We start from the raw sequence: 17,297 nt of genomic DNA, 5'->3' as shown, positions 1-17,297 counted from the left end.
GCCCGTCTGAAAGGACACAAACACAAACGGAGGCAAACATGTCGACTGCAAGTACATTCGAACGCGAGATGCTGGGGCTGATAAACCAGGAACGCACATCCCGCGGGCTCAACCCGCTGCAACTTGAAACGCAGCTAAACGACTCGTCCGAAGATCACAGCACTTGGATGTTGAATACAGACACATTCAGTCACACCGGTTCTGGCGGTTCCAGTGCAACCCAGCGGATGCAAGGTGCCGGTTTCGATCTTGAGGGAAGCTGGCGTACTGGCGAAAACATCGCATGGCAGTCAGAACGCGGAGCGCCTGGCATCAGCGATGACGTGGCGCAACTGCACCAAAACCTGATGAGCAGCCCGGGCCACCGCGCCAATATCCTGAACCCGGATTTCAAATATATCGGGATCGGCGTCGAAACCGGTGACATGCAGGGCTTTGATGCGGTGATGGTCACCCAGAACTTTGCCGCGACCGACGCGGCAGTCATGCTGGACAACGGCAATACAAACACACCGCCAGTTCCGCCAACCACGCCGGACGAAGTCGCCGTACCAGAAGAGCCGGAAGTCGAAACGCCGGATACTGACGTCACTGAAACCGAAGAGCCAGGAACTGAGACGCCCGGAACCGAAGAGCCTACACCCGAGACACCGGACATCGATGTCACCGAGACTGAAGAGCCGGAACCCGAAACGCCGGATACTGACGTCACCGAAACCGAAAAGCCTACACCCGAGGCACCAGACACCGATGTCACCGAGACTGAAGAGCCGGAACCCGAAACGCCGGATACTGACGTCACCGAAACCGAGGAACCGGAACCTGAAATGCCGGACACCGAAGTGGTTGATGGCGGTGAGCCCGAAGCATTCTGCTTTGACGTTCAGGCCTTCCTCGATGAAATCGCCAATTTCCTCGAAAACCTGCAAGCGCAGTTTGACGAGTTCGATTGGGATGACGACATGAACGGCGACACGGACGTGGCCGGCACCGATGATGTCGACATGATGCCGACCGCCGACGCCACGTCGGAAACAGAGTCCGAGCCTGCGGGTACCGAAACAGCCGACGTCGATGACTGTGACATCATAATGGTCAACTTCTTCAACTTTGACTGCATGATGGATGCAGCCTAATCAGTTGAATCTGTGCGAGGCCGGCCGTGTCGGCCTCGCATGTTCCGGCTCAGAGCCTGATTTTGCTTCAATAGATCTTTGGTACGTAAAGCTCATCCGGCAAAACGCGGCGCTCGTATTCCGGGTTGTACTTGCGGTCGGGCAGATTGACCTTTTCCTGAGGCACGTCCTCGTACGGGATTCTTGTCAATAGATGCTCGATACAGTTCAGCCGTTCACGCTTTTTGTCATTGCCTTCGACAATGTACCAAGGGGCCTCGGGGATGTTGGTTCGGAAAAGCATGTCCTCTTTTGCCTTTGTGTAGGACTCCCAGCGGATGCGGGATTCCAGATCCATCGGCGACAGCTTCCACTGTTTCATCGGATCATGAATACGCATGAGGAACCGCAACTGCTGTTCCTCATCCGTGATCGAGAACCAGTATTTCAGCAGAATGACCCCTGACCGCACCAGCATTCGTTCGAATTCGGGAACGTCCTGAAAGAACTGTTCAACCTGGTCCTCGGACGCAAAACCCATTACCCGCTCGACCCCCGCCCGGTTGTACCACGAGCGGTCGAACAGAACGATTTCACCCGCCGCCGGCAGATGCGGTACATAGCGCTGGAAATACCACTGGCTTTGCTCACGGCGGCTGGGTGCCGGCAACGCGACCACGCGGGCCACGCGCGGGTTCAGACGCTGGGTGATCCGCTTGATCACCCCGCCCTTGCCGGCACTGTCACGGCCTTCAAACAAGATACAGACCTTGGCCCCGGTATGCTGCACCCAGTCCTGAACCTTGATCAGTTCGGCCTGCAGGCGCAGCAGGTTGCGGAAGTAAACCTTGCGATCCAACATGTCCGGATGCTGTTCCCGATAGATTTTCCGGACTTCCATCGACAGCATCGGCTCACTGAATTCTATCTCGAAGTCTTCATCGAGAGTGTCCTCCAGCTCGGCTTCCAGCCAGTCTTTAGGGGCGCCAGTGTTTTCGTTGTCCAAGGTCAGCTCCTTCTCGGTCTTCGGGTTCGGACCATATCGGGCCCGTGTAACCACCTGATGTCATCAGATAAATTGATACGAGGGTCACGGGTCCTGCGGCTGTAGTCACACCTGCAAATCAGGTCCAGCGCGGTATACGGTCTTTTCCCTGAATTTGTACGTCTGACCCGCAGGATACAAGCGTTTGAATTGACGCAACGCACTGCACTTCACCACGACTGCTTGCATTGCCTTGTTTTTGTGCGGCATGACGGGGCGCGTAAAACAGATGAGACCATTGTGACATTCCTTCTTTCCCTGATGCCCTCCATCTGGCCATGGCTGGTCCTGATCTCGGCGCAATTGGCGGCACTGGCCCGGCGAACTGGCATCGCCTTTTCTCTGCTGGTTTTGTTCATCAGCATTGCCTCGGCAATAGGATTGATGTCACCCACGGCGATCGCTGCGGTGGTCTTTGGTTTGGTCGGAGCTGCTTTGCTACCCCATTTGAAAGGTTGGCCTGCTATCGCCGGGCACCTGTTATTGATCCTGTGGTGCCTGGTCATGGGTGCACATCTGCTGCCAGGATTCAACAATTTGAAAATTCTGGATCAGGTGCAGGCGGGTGCGGGAAGCGCCAGTTTCACCATGCACCTGAACCTAGACAAACCGATGGTCTTCTTTGCCATTCTTCTGGCCTGGCCCCGGATGCAGCGCGGAAAAACGCAGATCAAACCCACAGCTTTGCTGGTAGGGTTACTGATCCTTCCTGGCCTGTTTCTCATCGGTTTTTCCCTCGGCTCGGTGCAGCCGGAGTTTACGGTCCCCCCTTGGTGGCTGGTATTTGCCTTGTCCAACGCGTTTCTGACCTGCCTGACGGAAGAAGCCTTTTTTCGTGGCTATCTGCAATCGGCTTTCGCCGTACGTCTTGGGGACGCTTGGAGCGTGATCACAGCGAGCCTGCTGTTCGGGCTGGCCCATTTCGCCGGAGGTCCGGCGCTCGTGGCTTTTGCTTCTATTCTCGGGCTGGCCTGCGGATTGGGATACTATGCAACCAGCCGCCTCTGGGTTCCCGTTGCAATGCATTTTGGGTTCAACCTGACGCACCTGTTTCTGTTCACCTATCCTGGCCCCTTATGAATATCAGACCGGTAAGGCAGTGGTCTTGAACACGGTACGCAGAGCAAACGAACTTTGCATTTGGGCCACCCCTGGCAGGCGCGACAAGTATTGTCGATGAATGCGTGCGAAATCTTCGGTGTTCTCCGCCACGACTTTCAAAATGTAATCCGCCGTACCGGCCATCAGATGGCATTCCAACACATCCGGTATCCGGGCCACCGCCTTTTCAAACGCATCCAGAACCTCTTCGGCCTGACCTTGCAGCGTGATCTCGACAAAGACGGTTGTCGGCACGTTCATCTTCCGGGCATCCAGCAAAGCCACGTAGTTGCGGATATACCCGTCAACCTCAAGCCTTTGCACGCGCCGGTGGCAAGCGGACGGAGACAGGTTGACCTGTTCAGACAATTCCGAATTCGACATCCGACCATTTTTCTGAAGTGCCGCCAGAATCTTTCGATCAGTCGCGTCCAAGCTCATTGCTGCAATTCCTTTGCATGATATTTGTAAACTACGCGAAATTCTTCCAAAGAAAAACGCATTGACACGTTTTCTTTCACAGAAATTGCACTGAAAATGCACATAATTTAGGCAGTTTATGAACGGAGACCCCCATGAAGATCGGTTGCCCCAAGGAAATCAAACCCCAGGAATTCCGCGTCGGGATGACGCCCAATGCTGCTCAGGAAGCTGTTGCACGTGGTCACGAAGTCCTTATCGAATCCGGTGCAGGCATCGGCGCAGGTTTCGACAATGACGCCTATGTCGCGGCGGGCGCGCATATCATCGACACTGCGGAAGAAGTATTTGCCACCGCCGACATGATCGTGAAGGTCAAGGAACCCCAGGCTGTGGAACGCAAGATGCTGCGCGAAGGACAGCTGCTGTTCACCTATCTGCACCTGGCTCCGGACCCGGATCAGACGCATGACCTGCTGGAATCGGGTTGTACTGCCATCGCCTATGAGACCGTAACCGACGCGAACGGCGGCCTGCCTCTGCTGGCTCCGATGTCCGAAGTCGCCGGTCGCCTGGCCCCTCAGGTCGGGTCGTGGACACTGCAAAAGGCCAATGGCGGGCGCGGCGTTCTGATGGGTGGCGTACCCGGTGTCGGCCCTGCCAAAGTGGTCGTTATCGGCGGTGGCGTCGTAGGAACCCATGCGGCAAAGATCGCTGCCGGAATGGGCGCGGATGTCACCGTTCTGGATCGCTCCTTGCCGCGGCTGCGCTATCTGGATGACGTCTTTGGCGGAACCTTCAAGAACCAGTATTCGACAGCGGGCGCCACGGCCGAGCTGATCCAGGATGCCGATATGGTCATCGGTGCCGTTCTGATCCCCGGTGCTGCAGCTCCGAAACTTGTCTCGCGCGAACAGCTGTCGACGATGAAACCCGGTGCCGTACTTGTCGATGTTGCCATCGACCAGGGCGGGTGCTTCGAGACTTCAAAAGCCACCACCCATGCCGATCCGATCTATGATGTCGATGGCATCATGCATTACTGCGTTGCCAACATGCCGGGCGCAGTGGCGCGCACCTCGACCATCGCCCTGGGCAACGCCACGATGCCGTTCATGCTGTCTCTGGCGGATAAAGGCTGGAAACAGGCGTGTCAGGACGATCCGCATCTGCTGGAAGGCCTGAACGTTCACGCAGGCAAGCTGACTTACTATGCGGTCGGCAAGGCCCTTGGTATCGACGTTGTTTCACCTAACGTGATCGTCAAGTCGTAAACACTCCCGCCCCTGAAATCGCTTTTGAGAAACGATTTACAGCGTTGGGCATAGCGCCACGCCCCCGGCGTGGCGCGGTCAGTATCAAACGCGACGGTTTGAACAAAGATAAGGGCACCGCGCAAGGGCGCGGTGCCGGACCCAACGGGAGGAGGGCATTTTCGAATGCCCGATCGACGGGCGGGAGCCGTCACCCCTGTTTCTGGATCTCCACAGAATGGGGATAAGGGATCGAAATACCCTTGTCGTCAAAGGCTTCCTTGATCGTTTTCGTCAGCTCGAATTTGACATCCCAATAGTCTGGTGCCGAGCACCACAGCCGTGCCGTCAGATCCACCGAGCTGTCACCCAGGTTCGTAACCCGAACCCATGGTTCCGGGTCGCTGTGAATGCGGCTGTCCGCTTTCGCCACATCCAGAATGATCTGCATGGCTTTGTCCGCGCTGTCGCCGTAATCAATCCCGAACACCAGATCGACACGGCGCGTGTCATGGGCAGAGTAGTTCGTGATGATCGAGCCCCATGCCTGACCGTTCGGAACGATGATCTGCACGTTATCAGGCGTCACCAGCTCGGTGGTGAACAGGTTCAGGTCCTTTACGGTGCCCGACGTGCCCCCGATATCAACAAATTGACCCAGCTTATAGGGCCGGAAGACAACCAGCATCACACCGGCCGCCAGATCGCTGAGCGTGCCTTGAAGAGCCAGACCGATGGCCAGCGATGCGGCACCCAGAATGGCGACGATGCTGGTGGCTTCAATTCCGAAGATACCCAGAACAGCAACCAGAACCATGGCGAGAATGGCCCATTTGACCAAGCTTGCCGAAAAGTTCCCCAGTGTCGGATCAATATGCGGCGTCGAATTGATCCGGCGGCGAACCATACCCCCGATTGCGCCAGCCACAATCCAGCCCAAGATCAGAACGACAAGCGCCTTGACGGCACTCATGATCAGCGGGGCATATGCTCCCACCTGTGTTACTACCTCATCCACGCCCATCTCCTTTCAACAGCAAGAAACCCGCGAGGTTTTCGCGGGGGTCACCAGATTGTGAGCCAAATTTGCCATCCGGTCTAGGTGCCAGTTTCACTGGAATTCCCCTCTGTTCGCCAGAAAACACGGCCTGACCGGAAATGCACATCGCACAGGGCTTAAATAAATGCGCCTTGGTCCCTAGTTTTGACGGAACAGCCAAACAGGAGCCCCCCAATGCTGGACAACAAACCACATCCGATAACGGCCCGCTGGCCCGCGCAATCCCCGGACAAGATCCAATTGTATTCCTATCCGACTCCAAACGGCGTAAAGGCGTCGATCATGCTGGAGGAAACTGGCCTGCCCTATGAGGCTCATCTGGTGACGCTGTCGGATGCGGATGTCAAAAGCCCCGAGTTTCTGTCGCTGAACCCGAATAACAAGATCCCCGCCATCCTCGATCCCAACGGTCCGGACGGTGAACCGCTTGCCCTGTTCGAAAGCGGCGCGATCCTGCTGTATCTGGCCGAGAAATCAGGCAAGTTCCTGGGGCAAAGCGCAGCAGACAAGTATCGCATTACGCAATGGCTGATGTTCCAGATGGGGGGCGTGGGGCCAATGTTTGGTCAGCTTGGCTTTTTCTACAAATTCGCTGGCAGCGAAATCGAAGACCCCCGACCGCGCGAACGCTATATCAACGAGGCCAAGCGCCTGCTGAACGTGGTCAACATGCAACTGGACGGGCAGGACTGGATTGCAGGCGATTACTCCATCGCCGATATCGCTCTTGCCCCCTGGCTGAATGCTTTGGACTTCTACGGCGCGAAAGAGGTTGTTGGCTGGGACGACTACGCCAATGTCGTCGCCTATGTTGACCGTTTCATGCAGCGCCCGGCTGTGCAGCGCGGCAAGGCCATACCCGCACGCGCTTAAACGGTTTCGCAATAGGAAGGGTGCCAAAGCTGGCACCCTCTTCGCAAAGCTCAGCCCGGCAGTGCCCCCGTCAGCACATAGCGCAGGATTTCGACCACCTGCGCGGGCTTTTCCGCCACCGCCAGCGCGGCTGCATCAACTTCTTTCAACGCGTGCTGATGCTCGGGACCATGCAGCACGATGATGGACTTACCCAGCGCTGCTGCATAACCCGCATCAAAAGCGGCGTTCCACTGTTTGTACTTGTCGCCAAACCGCACAACCACCACATCGGCATCCGAAATGCCCTTTCGGGTCCGGATCGCATTGACCATTGCACCCTTATGATCATGCCAGTATTTGTTCGGCTCTTCCCCCAGAATGGCAACGCCACAATCGTCGCTGGCCTCGTGATCAGTCACCGGGCCGTTGAAGGTGATATCCAACCCCTGTGCGCCGTCGATGATCTGTTCGCGCCAGTCGGTGTGTATTTCACCAGAGAGGTATACGTTCAGCATCTTTAGTCCTCCGCAAAAACAGAAAGAGCGCCGCCAGCCCTTTCATTATTTCAGTTGTGCGTCCGCCGAAAGCTGCTCAGCATCAACCGCGCAGAACGCCGCCGGTTGCCTTGGTAACCTTGGCGATAACCTTTTCGGCCACCGCTTCGATGTCCTTTTCCTTCAGCGTCTGGTCCGTCGGCTGCAAGCGTACTGTGATGGCCAGAGATTTTTTGCCTTCACCCAGGCTGCCGCCGATGAATTCGTCAAAGACACGTACATCTTCGATCAGTGCCTTATCGGCACCTGCTGCCGCGTTTACCAAGGTCAGCGCCTCGACGCTTTCATCCACGACAAAGGCAAAGTCCCGTTCGACCGCTTGCAAATCACGCAATTCCAATGCGGCACGTGTGGCACCGGACTTACGGGGCAAGGGAACCTCGTCCGGCCAAATCGTAAAGGCCATTGCCGGGCCCTTGATATCCATCGCCTGCAACACGCGCGGGTGCAACTCACCAAAGACACCCAGTACCTTTTTCGGCCCCAGACAGATCTTGCCGTGGCGACCCGGGTGCCACCAGGCATCGCCGTCGCGCAGAATCTGCACCTTGGCCGGTGCTCCGATCGCCGCAAGAACGGCCTCGGCATCCGCCTTGGCATCAAAGACATCCACCGGGCGCGATGCCCCGTGCACATCCTTGGGGCCGTTGCGGCCAACCAGCAGGCCGGCGATCTGGGTTTTCTGGTCGCCGGGTTCGCCATCATGGAATACAGGGCCAACTTCGAACAGGGCGACGTCGGCGTATCCGCGTGCCTGATTGCGGGCCGCGGCCTGCAACAATCCGGGCAGCAGATCGGGGCGCATGTGGCTCATCTCGGACGAGATCGGGTTTTCCAGCATGGTCGCATCGTCACCGCCACCGAACAAAGCGGCCGAAGCTTGATCGATGAACGTATAGCTGACGCATTCGTTGTAACCCAGCGCGGCGCAGGTGCGGCGCGCCATGGACTGGCGGCGCTGAGCCGGTGTCATCACCGGCTTGGGAATACCATCGGTGACACGCGGCAAGGGTTTGCCCTGCAACTTGGTCAACGAGGCGATCCGTGCGACCTCTTCCACCAGATCGGCCTCACCCATGATATCGGGGCGCCAGCTTGGCACGTGGGCCATCTCGCCCTCCAGACGGAACCCGAGGCGGGTCAGCGTCTGACGCTGTTCGCTTTCGGGAATGTCCATCCCGACCAGAGACTGCACCCGTTCAGCATCCAGCTTGTACGCACGTGCATGGTTCGGCGCTTTACCCGCCTCGACCACTTTGGACGCTTCACCGCCGCAGATGTCCAGAATCAACTGGGTTGCGTGCTCAAGACCTTCCAGAGTGTATTCAGGGTCCACGCCGCGTTCGAACCGATACCGCGCGTCCGAATTGATCTTCAGCGCCCGACCCGCCAGCGCGATCTGCACATGATCCCAAAACGCGCTTTCCAGGAACACATTCACAGTATCCTCGGTGCAGCCGGTTTCCTGACCGCCCATGATGCCTGCGATGGATTCCGGCCCCTTGTCATCGGAAATAACCATCATGCCGGGCTGTAGGGTGTATTCCTTCTCGTCTAGCGCCACCAGGGTTTCACCGCCTTTTGCGCGATGAACGCGAAGGTTGCCCTGCACCTTGTCCGCGTCAAACACATGCAGCGGGCGGTTATGGTCAAAGGTCATGTAGTTGGTGATATCCACAAGCGCCGAAATCGGACGCAGCCCGATCGCCTTCAACTGATCCTGCAACCACTGGGGGCTGGGGCCGTTCTTGACACCCTTGATAAGGCGGCCCGTGAAATGCGGGCAACCATCCAGCGTATCCTCATCAATCGATACTTTGATCGGGCTTTCGAAATCGCCTGGCACCGGCACGTAGTCGCGCTGTTTCAAAGTACCGACCCCGCGAGCCGCCAGATCGCGCGCGATGCCTTCAACGCCCAGCGCATCGGGCCGGTTCGGCGTGATCGCGATCTCGATCATCGGATCGACTTTCGAGGGCTCATTCTCGGCAAGCCAATCAACGAACCTGTCACCGACCTCGCCCGAGGGCAATTCGATGATGCCGTCATGTTCGTCCGACAATTCCAGCTCACGCTCGGACGCCATCATGCCAAAGCTTTCGACGCCGCGGATCTTGCCGACGCTGATCGTCAGGTCCAGCCCGGGGATATACATGCCCGGTTTGCAGACGACGACAGTGATCCCTTCGCGGGCGTTGGGCGCGCCGCAGATGATCTGCAATTCGCCTTCATTCGTGTCCACCTTGCAGACGCGCAGCTTGTCGGCGTTGGGGTGCTTTTCCGCGTGTTTCACATAGCCCAGCGTAAAGTCCTTGAGCTTGTCAGCCGGGTTGATAACCTCTTCGACCTCAAGGCCAAGGTCGGTCAGCGCCTCAGTGATCTCATCAACCGACGCATCGGTGTCGAGGTGGTCTTTCAGCCAGGACAGAGTGAATTTCATTGCTCGGGGCCTTTTTTGGCAGATATCCGTTTGGCAAAGGCAATGACAAAGAATGCGCCAAGGTGCAAGCGCTGCGGGTCACGGATAGGTGGGGGTGCGGCCCAAAAGCTCGTCCAATTGCCGCCCGATCCAGCCATGCGGGATGAAATGCCCGCCCGGATGGGTGTCCAGCACCACCTGCCCCTGCGCACAATCGGTCCATTCCACGCGGCTGAGCGTCAGGAACGGTCTCACGCTCCAGTCCCCGCGCGGGGTTGCGCCGTTGCAGTCAAACTTCGCTTTCCAAAGCGCCACCGGATAGGTGGTATCGTCGCCCGGTCCAAAGGGAAAACCCATCACCGTATCGTCCAGCCCATGCACGTGGCGCACCTGCGCCGGGGCCTGCGGACAATGCTCGGTCTGCTGGATTGACCCAGCAATAGCCAGCAGCGCGGCGGTATCGTCACCCGATTGGCAGGCATAACGCCATGCCATCGCGCCGCCAAAGGAATAGCCCGAGACATAGATGCGATCCGGGTCAATCGGATAACGACTGGCAACGTCCTGCAAGACACGGTCGGCAAAATCGACGTCTTCAGTATCCGCGTTCCAGAAATTCCAGCTTTTGCCCAAACCGTTCGGGGCCACCAACAACACGCCGCGCAGTTTTGTGGCCCCCGCGATGCGCTCATGGTTCACCACCACATCGCCCTGCCGCGCCCAGCCGTGGAAATGCAGCAAAACAGGCAAGGGGCTTTCGCCGTCCCAGCCGTCAGGCTCCAACACATGATAGGAACGGTCACCAATCTTACACGCAATATCGCCATGGCAGGTATCCACGGCGGCAGCTTGGGTGGCGATCAGCAGAAACAGGCAGAGCAGTCGATATGTCATTCGGCTGACCCTACCCAGCCTGAGGCCCATGTCACGTCACAACCCCGTGGGAACATGTAACAAGCCGCGCCATCGCCAGACCTTTGGGGCAAGTCGCAAGCCGCGTTATCGCCAGACCGCGGGATGGCGATCTTCGGGTTAAGGTGGGCAGTTTATGGCAGCCACGTCCGAGAAACACTCATACGAAGCGCTGGCGGAGACAAATCGCCAGCCCGTGCGGGCGGTCTGGAGATAGCGCGGCCTATCGGCCTTTGCTCCGCGCTGTTTCGGCTGAGATCATTTCGATCTACTTTTTGCGTATCTATTAATTAGTTTTTTGACCATTGCCTGCCGATCTTCGATCTCTTTCACTCGGTCTGACCTCTCTGAAAGAACGTTCATCGCCGCCCATAAACCAGGAACTACCGCTAGCAATAACAGAAGCCATATCCAAACCGCAGCGGGCTCGTACAGCATTACCGTTAGAAGCTGAATAGATATTGTAACAAACAAGATGCCAATCAACCAAAGGAATGGGGCATTCACCACACGGCGACGCCACCAGTCAATATAGCGCGACAGATATACACCCAACGGATACACTACCTACCACCATGTCCAAAAACTGCCATTTCGCTTGTTGATCAGATCCTGTGTCTTTTCTCTTTGGATTTTATCACGCATCTGAAATGCCCCGATCTGCACAAACGCCAATCCGGCAATGAGCATTCCCGGCAAAAACAACAGTGCCGACACTAGGAAAGTGGTTAGAACAACCGCCGACCCAAAATCGAAAACAAGTGATGCCAACACCGGCGGTGCGAACAAGGCAGTAATCAGGCACAATAACCAAAGTAGAGGACGTCCGGAAACTTTGAGTTACCACCAATCATGATATGATGTCAGCCTGTCGTCCAACGGTTTCCCTATCGCGACAAACCACCATGCAGGTTCGGCATATCCAGCGCCGCAAACCCGTAGTGCCGCAGCCAGCGCAGATCACTGTCAAAGAAGGCCCGCAAATCCGGAATGCCGTATTTCAGCATCGCCAGACGGTCGATGCCGATGCCAAAGGCAAAGCCCTGATAGACCTCAGGATCAATCCCACCGGCGGCGATCACCTTGGGGTGGACCATGCCCGAGCCCAAAATCTCCATCCAGTCGTCACCCTCACCGATCTTCAGTTGACCGTTATCCCACGAACAGCGGATATCGACCTCGGCCGACGGCTCGGTGAAGGGGAAGTGCGAGGCGCGGAAGCGCAGTTCGACGTCGTCGACCTCGAAAAACGCCTTCACGAACTCTTCCAGAACCCATTTCAGGTTCGCCATCGAGATGTCCTTGTCGATAGCCAGCCCCTCGACCTGATGGAACATCGGCGTGTGGGTCTGGTCATAATCGGCGCGGTAGACGCCGCCCGGACAGATGATGCGGATCGGTGCGCCCTGCAGCTCCATTGATCGGATCTGGACGGGCGAAGTATGGGTGCGCAGCACATGCGGCGGTCGCTCGTCGCCTTCGGCGCGGTGCATATAGAACGTGTCCATCTCGGCCCGTGCGGGGTGGTGGCCGGGGATATTCAGGGCGTCGAAATTGTGCCAGTCGGTTTCGATCCGCGGCCCTTCGGCCACTGAAAAGCCCAGTTCGGCAAAGATCGCGGTCAGTTCCTCGGTCGCCTGGCTGACCGGGTGGATCGAGCCTTGGCCACGTGGCCGGGTCGGCAGGGTGACGTCCAGCCACTCGGTGCGCAGGCGTTCATCCAGCGCGGCATCGGCCAGCCCGGCCTTTTTGGCGGACAGGGCCGAGTTGATCTCGTCCTTCAGGGCGTTCAGCGCCGGGCCTGCGACCTGGCGTTCCTCGGGCGTCATCTTACCCAGCTCGCGCATTTTCAGCGCAACTTCGCCCTTTTTACCCACGGCGGCGACGCGGATCGCCTCAAGCGCGTTCTCGTCGCCTGCCTCGGCGATTTGGCCCAGATATTTTGCCTTAAGATCGTCCATGACGCCCTCTGAATTTGGTCGCCAACCTGCTATCGGGCCAGCCCCGCGAATGCAAGCGGGACCGGTCGGATCAATAGCTGTATTCAGGGAAAATCCGGGTCAGATCACCGTTCCAGTCGCCGTTGTAGTGTTCCAGCAACTCATCCGCAGGCACTTTCCCGCTTTGGATGCTGTCCTTGAGCGCGTTGAGGAAATGGGTCTCGTCCGGCACCAGTCCACCGGCCCCGGGATAGGCGCGGGCTTTCAGGCCGGCCTCAGAGATCGCCACCACCTCACGCGCCAGATCGTGCATGTTGATGTTGCCGACTTTCGCTTGCAGGCCATCTTTGGCGGCCGCGACACGCAGCGCCTCGCGGGTCTCGGTGTCCCAGCCTTTGACCAGATCCCAAGCCGCGTCCAATGCCGTTTGGTCGTAAGTCAGACCGACCCAGAAGGCAGGCAAGGCACACAGACGACGCCATGGTCCACCATCGGCCCCGCGCATTTCCATGAACTTCTTGATCCGAGCTTCGGGGAAGGCGGTGGTCAGGTGGTCGGCCCAATCGCTGAGCGTGGGCGTTTCACCCGGCAGGGCGGGCAGTTCACCTTTCAGGAAGTCACGGAAGGACATGCCCAGCGCATTGATGTACTGGCCGTCGCGATACACAAAATACATCGGCACATCGAGCGCGTATTGCACGTAACGCTCGAACCCGAAGCCGTCTTCGAAAACAAAGGGCAGCATTCCTGTGCGGGCATCGTCCAGATGCCGCCAGATGTAACTGCGCCAGCTTTTCTGGCCATTTACCTTGCCCTCAAAAAAGGGCGAGTTCGCAAACAACGCCGTTGCCACCGGCTGCAAGGCCAACGCGACGCGCAGTTTCTGCACCATGTCGGCCTCGGACCCGAAGTCGATATTGACCTGAACGGTGCAGGTTCGGCGCATCATGGCGCGGCCCATGGTGCCGACCTTTTCCATGTAATCGTTCATCAGCCGATAGCGCCCCTTGGGCATCAACGGCATTTCGTCATGGGTCCAGGTCGGAGCCGCGCCGAGACCGATGAAACCCACGCCGATCTCATCTGCGATGTCCTTCACCTCACGCAGGTGGGTGTTCACCTCATCGCAGGTTTCGTGGATGGTCTCAAGCGGAGCACCCGACAGCTCAAGCGCGCCGCCCGGCTCCAGGCTGACATTGGCGCCGTCCTTTTCCAGACCAATCAGATGACCTGCTTCGCGGACTTCAGCCCAGCCATGGCGATCCCGCAGACCTTCCAGCACGGCCACAATCGAACGGGTGCCCTCGTAGGGCAACGGTTTCAGCGTGTCCTTGCAGTAGCCGAATTTCTCATGCTCGGTGCCGATGCGCCAGTCTGCCTTGGGCTTGCAGCCCGACTCCAGATATTCGGCCAATTGCTCGTGGCGTTCGATCGGACCGCCGCCGGACTGAGGGATGGACATGAACCGTGCTCCGATCCTGATGTGTCTGTCTTTTGGCCAGTCGTGGGGGCAAACTGCGCCAGTGTCAATGCAGCCGAAGGTGTGGAGGGCGCGAGGACGTACGCTCCCAGATAACGACCTTATGCGGCGATCTGCCGTTGAGTTCAGACAGCATTTGTTCGGTTTTCAAGCCCGGCAGGCTTGAGAAAACGTCGAACAGAGCTTCGGCTCCTTCAGCGTTCACAGGAATGTGAAGCGTCGGTTGCCCAGGCTGATCCAGAACCCAATGCGCCGGACTGGAGGTTGGATCAAGTGCAAGCCGTTCCATTTCTCGTGTCGCAACAATGCCGCCATCCAGAGGGCCGAGATAAGTGATTTGCCCTTCATCAACCGTAACGACGCCCTGCCCGCCTGCGCCGGTTCTGAACCGTGCGCGCTGTATGCCGATCACGGCCAAAGCCGCGGACACGACGATCAGGAACCAACCGACCCAGGCCAGCAACCCACCCGGCCCGCTGACCCAACTGACGCCAAGGATCAGGACAAAAACCGAGACCAAAACTTCACGCCAGCGCCAAAGTGCCAGTTTTGCCTCTGGTCGAAAAAAGCTCATTACGCGGAATCCGTTTGATCGTTGAACAGAATCAGTGAGACCGAACCGGCCGGCATGAATCCAATCGCTATGTAAGCACGAGCGGCCGCATTTGAAGCGGCAAATAAGACGGCTCGGTTCACACCTGCCTCGCGCGCCTCTTTCAAATGCAAAGCGACAGCGGTGCGCGCATAACTTCGCCCGCGCAGCTCGCGAGGGGTAAATACACCACCTACCTTAACGACATCCGAAAGCGCCGAATTGAAGCCTGTCATCGCAACCGGTTGTCCTTTGTAGATAAGGGCTCTGTGACTGTCGCGCTCCAGATAACGTTTCAGGTCTTCTCTGGCCTGCTTGTCCAGTTCCTTGTGAAGCAAACCCGGCGTTTCCTGAAGGTATTGCTTCCGCCAGGCAATCACTTGATTGCGATCCACTCCGGCCAACGGAACAAGGCGCACATCTTCCATTTGAGGAACAACAAGGTTGTTCAGGTTAAGTGAGAATGCCGGTTCATCGTCATTGAGACCCGTCAGCCTGTCTCGCCAACCTGCGATTTTGACGAAGTCTCTAACCTGCGCCGTTTCACCGATGATTCCCGAGACAGCTCGGTTTTGGATCAAATCCCAGGCGGCAAAAAGCTCTGCACGCTTCACGTTGGGGCATTGCGGAAAGACTATTCCTTCATTGGTGATACCCAAGACACCGCGCAGCGGGTTACCCAGCAACCAAAACGACATGCCCCGAGGATGGGAACCACCCAGACCGAAATCTTCCAAATTGCCCAAAGGAAACATCGAGCTTTGGAGGTGGAGGCGCAAAAACCGCTGAACTTCTGGAACATCATTCTGTAGCGCTGCGCGCCACATTACGCCCAATCCCCCAGCGCCTGCTGCCACATGGTCAGTGCAGCGACTGCCGCCGTGTCGGCCCGCAGGATACGCGGACCAAGACTGACGACATGCGCGAATGGCAACCCTGTCAAACGCGCGCGTTCCTTGTCAGAAAACCCGCCTTCCGGGCCGATAAGAATCGCCCACGGGTAACCTTTTTCATTGGCGGCCAATCGCAAGGCCGATCCAACCTCAGCTTCGTTGCAGAACATCAGTTGCCGATCTTCGGGCCATGCATCCAACAGCCGATCCAACCGCTGCAAATCGGCGACCTCGGGCACGAAGGTTCCGCCGCATTGCTCGGCCGCCTCGACGGCATGGGCCTGCAAGCGGTCTTGCCGGATACGTTCGGAATTTGTGAACTCGGTCTGCACCGGCATGATACGCGCCGCGCCCATTTCCGCGGCTTTTTCCACGATGAAATCAGTGCGGGCCTTTTTTATCGGTGCAAACAGGAACCAAAGATCGGGCGGCAACTGCAACGGTTTCGTCTGCTCAAGGCAGGTCAGCGTTCCTCCGCGTTTTCCCGCCTCCGAGACTTCGGCCAACCACTCTCCGTCCTGCCCGTTGAACAGGGCGATCTGCCCTTTGACCGCAAGGCGCATGACACCAAAGAGGTAATGCGCCTGGTCGCGCGTCAAAGGAACCGATTGCCCCTGACCCAAGGGCTGCTCTACATACAGTCTGATCTTCGCACTCATGAGACCTTACATATGCAAGGCAATGCCCCAACACCAGATGGTCAAGTCGCTGATGCCGTCACCGGCAACTGGGTTGACACCCGTGCCCCGGCCTTTGCCCGCCCCTACCTGCGCCTCAGCCGCGCGGACCGGCCTATCGGGACATGGCTGTTGCTGATTCCGTGCTGGTGGGGGCTGGCGCTGGCCATCCTGCACGACGGTCGGCCGCGTTGGGAAGATCTGTGGATCGCCATAGGATGCGCATTCGGAGCCTTTCTGATGCGGGGCGCAGGTTGCACCTGGAATGACATTACGGACCGGGATTTCGACGGGCAGGTCGAACGCACACGCTCGCGCCCGATCCCTTCGGGTCAGGTCAGTGTTCGGCAGGCCGCGGCGTGGATGGTCCTGCAGTGCATTCTGGCGTTGGGCATCCTCCTCAGTTTCAATCAGGCGGCCATTGCCATGGGCGTACTGTCCCTGTTGCCAGTGACGATCTATCCGTTTGCCAAACGGTTTACCTGGTGGCCTCAGGTGTTCCTGGGGTTGGCTTTCAACTGGGGCGCCCTTCTGGCCTGGGCGGCGCATAGCGGTTCCGTGGGATGGCCTGCAGTGACTCTTTACCTGTCTGGAATCGCGTGGACCCTGTTCTACGACACCATCTATGCGCATCAGGATGCCGAGGATGACGAACTGATCGGCATCAAGTCAACCGCCCGGCTGTTCGGAGCCGATACAGCGAGGTGGCTGAAGTACTTTTTGGTGGCGACGGTGTCGCTGATGGGACTGGCCATCGTCGATGCAGGGGTGCCGGATGCCTCGATGCTGGCATTGGGCGTTGCGCTCTGTGGGCCTTGGGCAATGGGCTGGCACATGATGTGGCAACTCCGCGCGCTGGACATCGAAGACAATGCCAGGCTGTTGCAATTGTTCAGGGTCAACCGCGACACTGGCTTGATTCCGCTGATCTTCCTCTGCGTTGCCCTGTTGCTCTGATTGCACCTGCTGAACGGGGCCTGT

The 17,297-nt window shown here is 58.0% G+C and carries 16 protein-coding genes; 5 read left to right on the top strand and 11 right to left on the bottom strand.

The genetic code is table 11. The annotated features are described in order from the left end of the window. Positions 1–38: 38 nt before the first annotated feature. On the top strand, positions 39–1,136 hold the full coding sequence (locus AC2FEB_RS11325; RefSeq protein WP_496672422.1) for a CAP domain-containing protein: 1,098 nt from the start codon (positions 39–41) through the stop codon (positions 1,134–1,136). Positions 1,137–1,203: 67 nt separating this feature from the next. Here the strand turns inward: AC2FEB_RS11325 and ppk2 are convergent, their stop codons facing one another. Beyond that, positions 1,204–2,121 carry a polyphosphate kinase 2 gene (ppk2, locus tag AC2FEB_RS11320; RefSeq protein WP_371415280.1) on the bottom strand — a complete coding sequence of 306 codons (918 nt, stop codon included), beginning with the start codon at positions 2,119–2,121 and terminating at the stop codon, positions 1,204–1,206. 279 nt (positions 2,122–2,400) lie between these two features. Between ppk2 and AC2FEB_RS11315 the strand changes: the two genes are divergently transcribed. Then, complete coding sequence (locus AC2FEB_RS11315; RefSeq protein WP_496672425.1) at positions 2,401–3,240, top strand: CPBP family intramembrane glutamic endopeptidase; 840 nt, start codon at positions 2,401–2,403, stop codon at positions 3,238–3,240. A 3-nt stretch (positions 3,241–3,243) separates the two neighbouring features. Here the strand turns inward: AC2FEB_RS11315 and AC2FEB_RS11310 are convergent, their stop codons facing one another. Then, complete coding sequence (locus AC2FEB_RS11310) at positions 3,244–3,702, bottom strand: Lrp/AsnC family transcriptional regulator (protein ID WP_117870496.1); 459 nt, start codon at positions 3,700–3,702, stop codon at positions 3,244–3,246. Between the two features lie 134 nt (positions 3,703–3,836). On the opposite strand from AC2FEB_RS11310, the gene ald reads away from it, so the two are divergent. Continuing rightward, positions 3,837–4,955 carry an alanine dehydrogenase gene (gene ald, locus AC2FEB_RS11305; protein ID WP_117870498.1) on the top strand — a complete coding sequence of 373 codons (1,119 nt, stop codon included), beginning with the start codon at positions 3,837–3,839 and terminating at the stop codon, positions 4,953–4,955. Between the two features lie 190 nt (positions 4,956–5,145). Here ald and AC2FEB_RS11300 read toward each other — a convergent pair whose 3' ends face one another. Beyond that, a complete protein-coding gene (locus AC2FEB_RS11300; protein ID WP_480683538.1) occupies positions 5,146–5,958 on the bottom strand; it encodes a mechanosensitive ion channel family protein in 813 nt (270 codons plus the stop codon). Positions 5,959–6,168: 210 nt separating this feature from the next. Between AC2FEB_RS11300 and AC2FEB_RS11295 the strand changes: the two genes are divergently transcribed. Continuing rightward, positions 6,169–6,867, top strand: a complete 699-nt coding sequence (locus AC2FEB_RS11295; RefSeq protein WP_117870500.1) for a glutathione S-transferase N-terminal domain-containing protein — start codon at positions 6,169–6,171, stop codon at positions 6,865–6,867. 50 nt (positions 6,868–6,917) lie between these two features. Here the strand turns inward: AC2FEB_RS11295 and AC2FEB_RS11290 are convergent, their stop codons facing one another. The 8 genes from AC2FEB_RS11290 to AC2FEB_RS11255 all read right to left on the bottom strand — a co-directional run bounded on the left by AC2FEB_RS11290 (position 6,918) and on the right by AC2FEB_RS11255 (position 16,298). Next, the gene (locus AC2FEB_RS11290; protein ID WP_117870502.1) at positions 6,918–7,364 is read right to left on the bottom strand and encodes a YtoQ family protein; all 447 of its coding nucleotides are present in this window, start codon (positions 7,362–7,364) and stop codon (positions 6,918–6,920) included. Between the two features lie 82 nt (positions 7,365–7,446). Further along, on the bottom strand, positions 7,447–9,843 hold the full coding sequence (gene pheT, locus AC2FEB_RS11285; RefSeq protein WP_496884067.1) for a phenylalanine--tRNA ligase subunit beta: 2,397 nt from the start codon (positions 9,841–9,843) through the stop codon (positions 7,447–7,449). Between the two features lie 78 nt (positions 9,844–9,921). Beyond that, the gene (locus tag AC2FEB_RS11280; RefSeq protein WP_299899284.1) at positions 9,922–10,716 is read right to left on the bottom strand and encodes a CE1 family esterase; all 795 of its coding nucleotides are present in this window, start codon (positions 10,714–10,716) and stop codon (positions 9,922–9,924) included. 905 nt (positions 10,717–11,621) lie between these two features. Beyond that, the gene (gene pheS, locus AC2FEB_RS11275; protein WP_117870512.1) at positions 11,622–12,695 is read right to left on the bottom strand and encodes a phenylalanine--tRNA ligase subunit alpha; all 1,074 of its coding nucleotides are present in this window, start codon (positions 12,693–12,695) and stop codon (positions 11,622–11,624) included. A 70-nt stretch (positions 12,696–12,765) separates the two neighbouring features. Continuing rightward, complete coding sequence (locus tag AC2FEB_RS11270) at positions 12,766–14,136, bottom strand: glutamate--cysteine ligase (RefSeq protein ID WP_117870515.1); 1,371 nt, start codon at positions 14,134–14,136, stop codon at positions 12,766–12,768. A gap of 64 nt (positions 14,137–14,200) precedes the next feature. Beyond that, positions 14,201–14,728 (bottom strand): hypothetical protein, encoded by a 528-nt coding sequence (locus tag AC2FEB_RS11265; protein ID WP_117870518.1) that lies wholly within the window; start codon positions 14,726–14,728, stop codon positions 14,201–14,203. Beyond that, a complete protein-coding gene (locus tag AC2FEB_RS11260) occupies positions 14,728–15,444 on the bottom strand; it encodes a GNAT family N-acetyltransferase (protein WP_254683727.1) in 717 nt (238 codons plus the stop codon). The genes AC2FEB_RS11265 and AC2FEB_RS11260 overlap by 1 nt, the downstream gene beginning before the upstream one ends. Positions 15,445–15,572: 128 nt before the next feature. After that, entirely contained in the window at positions 15,573–16,298 is a 726-nt protein-coding gene (locus tag AC2FEB_RS11255; RefSeq protein WP_117870524.1) for a 16S rRNA (uracil(1498)-N(3))-methyltransferase, read from the bottom strand. 12 nt (positions 16,299–16,310) lie between these two features. On the opposite strand from AC2FEB_RS11255, the gene ubiA reads away from it, so the two are divergent. Next, positions 16,311–17,273 (top strand): 4-hydroxybenzoate octaprenyltransferase, encoded by a 963-nt coding sequence (gene ubiA / locus AC2FEB_RS11250; protein WP_117870527.1) that lies wholly within the window; start codon positions 16,311–16,313, stop codon positions 17,271–17,273. Positions 17,274–17,297: the final 24 nt, after the last annotated feature.

This window comes from Ruegeria sp. YTSC106 (assembly GCF_059609765.1).
This window is presented reverse-complemented; position numbering and strand designations above follow the sequence as displayed.